Source organism: Rahnella perminowiae (assembly GCF_019049755.1).
GTDB lineage: Bacteria > Pseudomonadota > Gammaproteobacteria > Enterobacterales > Enterobacteriaceae > Rahnella > Rahnella perminowiae.
This window is the reverse complement of record NZ_JAFMOS010000258.1, coordinates 1-3,003: the sequence shown is the minus strand read 5'-3', so window position 1 is coordinate 3,003 and position 3,003 is coordinate 1. Positions and strand designations below refer to the sequence as shown.

Below are 3,003 nucleotides of genomic sequence, written 5' to 3'. Positions count from 1 at the left end.
ATGGAAATTAGTAATGACACCATCCTGATAAAAATCGCTCATACGGTATTCTCCAATTTTAGAATAGATAAAATTATTGGAAGTCTTCTGTGTAAACACAAAACGTTAAACAATGTGAAAACAATCTATTAATAAAGTCATTTGCCTTTTACGTATTACCCTCAACGAAGGGTAATAAAATGATTCAGCCCCTGACTCCAGCCGTGCGGGCCAGGCTCATCAGTGCGGAAAATATGTGCCACATCCTCCCGCTGCAGCGGCATCTCATGCTCATGATGGCCTTTGATCACCACGGCATAATTCACCGCTTCCAGCATTGATAAATCATTCGGACCATCTCCCAGACCCATGCTTATCACCGGCTGACCGCGTTTTTGCTGATAGCGATCTGATAACCATCGCACTGCCTGACCTTTACCGGCGCCGGTTCCCATCACATGCCAGAAACGCCCGCCGCGTGTCAGTGAGAGGCCTTCGCGCATCAGACATTTTTTCAGGCGTGCGAAATCCAGATCATTACCGAACCAGAGCAGCGGTTCAGATGCATCACGCTGCATCGCCAGTGCTGCCTCTTCCTCTGTGAGTCCGGTCCACAGGGCAACCTGCCTGGCCGTGACATCACCAAAGCCACGAAACTCGAAATCATAACGCTGGCGCAGAGCCACCAGAATCTGGCGGATCTCAGGATAACCCGCGCCGGAAATGTGAAATGGCACGGCGGCTTCGTCCCGCCAGTCAGGCGGCAAGTGAATGATTGCGCCATTTTCTGCAATAAAAGGCTGTTGTGTCAGGTTCAGGGCAGATTGCAATTCCGCCACTTCGGCTGACGTTTTGCTGGTCGTCAAAATTAACGGAACCTGTGCCGCCGAGAGTTTATCCAGCCAGGGCTGCGCGGGTTGCCAACTGTAATCATGATGGTCAAGCAATGAGCCATCCAGGTCAGTGAAAATAATCAAGGGATCATCAAGGTAAGGCATCTTTTCTCCTCAATTGGGGCAGGGAATGTCAGCGTAAGCTCAATGGTTTACTTCTTCCCCAGCAGCTAAGTATAGATATAAAAATGAGTTTTAACGGTTGTCAGGCCATTTCCGGAATTTTTACCGGCGCAGTTCCACTGGCATGCGGCTTTACCCGCAGCGGGTTTATGGCGATAATTTGGTGCAGTTCCACCGCTGAAAAAGAGGTAATCAGATGAGCGAAGATGATGATTTATTCAGTCAGGAGATGGCAGGTGTACAGCCACTGGCGTCGGATAAACGGGTGGTCTACCTCAAAAACTCCGCTTCCGGGCATAAGGTGAGTGCAGATACGGTGTCAGAAGTGCGTGAGAATCCGCTGACTACCGGTTTTCTGAATATTCAGCCTTGCGATGAGCCTCTCGAATACAAACACGACGGTGTGCAACAGGGAGTGCTGGATAAACTCCGGCAGGGGAAATATCCGCTGGAAGCCAGCCTGAACCTGCTGCGCAAGCCAGTAGAGCAGTGCCGTCAGGAACTTTTCACTTTTTTCTGTCAGGCGCAGGCTGAAAATTTACGCACTTTGCTGATCATTCACGGGCGTGGTCGGGAAGATGAAAGCCATGCAAATATTGTACGCAGTTATATTGCCAAATGGCTGCAGCAGCTCGACGACGTGCAGGCGTTTTGCGTTGCTGTTCAGAAAGACGGCGGAGCCGGTGCCTGTTATGTCGCGTTGAAGAAAACCGCGCAGGCAAAACAGGAGAACTGGGAGCGCCATGCAAAACGCAGCCGGTAATTTTTATGGCGCGACCGGTCAACGGGGTGTCCGTTGTGTCGTGGTTTAAGCATTACCCTTTACTGTCCTGATACTTTTCATGCCCGGTGACGGGCACCTAATCGAGTTATATCCATGTTCTTAAAACCGGTTTACCTGCGCTGTACACTTGTGTTGTGCGGCGTCAGCCTTTTATCTGCCTGCGATCGCAATGTTCCTGAGCCACTGGTGATTGAGGGCAAAACGATGGGTACGTTTTACCGTGTCAGTCTGGCTGGCGTGGATAAAAACCGGGAACTGGCGCTGCGTGAACAAATTGAAATGCAGCTCAAGGAAGATGATCACCAGTTGTCGACTTACAAAGATGACTCTGTACTGTCGCGTTTTAATCAATATCAGGGCAACGTGCCGCAGCCCGTCAGTCAGGGGATGGCGGATGCGGTTGTCACCTCCCTCCGGATTGGCCGGCTCACTGGCGGCGCGATGGATATCACTGTCGGCCCGCTGGTGAATCTGTGGGGATTCGGGCCGGACAAACAACCGGTAAAAATCCCGACGCCGGAACAAATCGATGCCGCCCGCGCCCGCACCGGTTTACAGCATCTTAAAGTGATCCAGCAAAGTGACGGACAGTACCTTCAAAAAGATTTAGCCGGTATGTATGTTGATCTCTCGACCGTGGGCGAAGGCTACGCGACTGATCATCTGGCACGTTTAATAGAAGGTAACGGCATCAGCAATTATCTGGTGTCAGTTGGTGGCGCGGTGGTTTCCCGCGGGCATAACGCGCAGGGCAAACCCTGGCAGGTGGCAATTCAGAAACCAACTGATAAAGAAACGGCGGTACAGGCGATTGTTGATTTACAGGGCATGGGGATCAGCACCTCCGGCAGTTATCGTAATTATTACGAACTCAATGGCAAACGTCTCTCGCACATCATTGATCCGGCGACCGGTTCGCCGATCACGCACAAACTGGTATCGGCGACAGTGATTGCGCCGACGGCGCTGGAAGCGGACGGCTGGGATACTGGCCTGATGGTGTTGGGGACACGTAAAGCGCTGGCGCTGGCAGAGCAACAACATCTGGCGGTGTACCTCATCACCAAAGACGGCGACACGTTTAAAAGCTACATGTCTGAGCAATTCAAAGCCTATCTGAAAGACCCAGAGTAGGTTTCAGGCTAAGACTTACCGTGCCTTTTTCGGATGCAAAGCCCGGCGGGACAGGGCTGTCTGAAGGCATGACTGTGCACTTTATGCAGC

General features: G+C 51.6%; 3 protein-coding genes. 2 read left to right on the top strand and 1 reads right to left on the bottom strand.

The features are described from left to right. Nucleotides 1-161 precede the first annotated feature (161 nt). Nucleotides 162-977 (bottom strand): mannosyl-3-phosphoglycerate phosphatase-related protein, encoded by an 816-nt coding sequence (locus tag J1785_RS01975; protein WP_217218685.1) that lies wholly within the window; start codon nucleotides 975-977, stop codon nucleotides 162-164. 214 nt (nucleotides 978-1,191) lie between these two features. Here J1785_RS01975 and smrA point away from each other — a divergent pair, with 214 nt between their 5' ends. Both smrA and apbE read left to right on the top strand, forming a co-directional pair. Continuing rightward, nucleotides 1,192-1,758 carry a DNA endonuclease SmrA gene (gene smrA / locus J1785_RS01970; RefSeq protein ID WP_217156697.1) on the top strand — a complete coding sequence of 189 codons (567 nt, stop codon included), beginning with the start codon at nucleotides 1,192-1,194 and terminating at the stop codon, nucleotides 1,756-1,758. Between the two features lie 114 nt (nucleotides 1,759-1,872). Beyond that, on the top strand, nucleotides 1,873-2,913 hold the full coding sequence (gene apbE, locus J1785_RS01965) for an FAD:protein FMN transferase ApbE (protein WP_217218684.1): 1,041 nt from the start codon (nucleotides 1,873-1,875) through the stop codon (nucleotides 2,911-2,913). The last annotated feature ends 90 nt before the right edge of the window (nucleotides 2,914-3,003 follow it).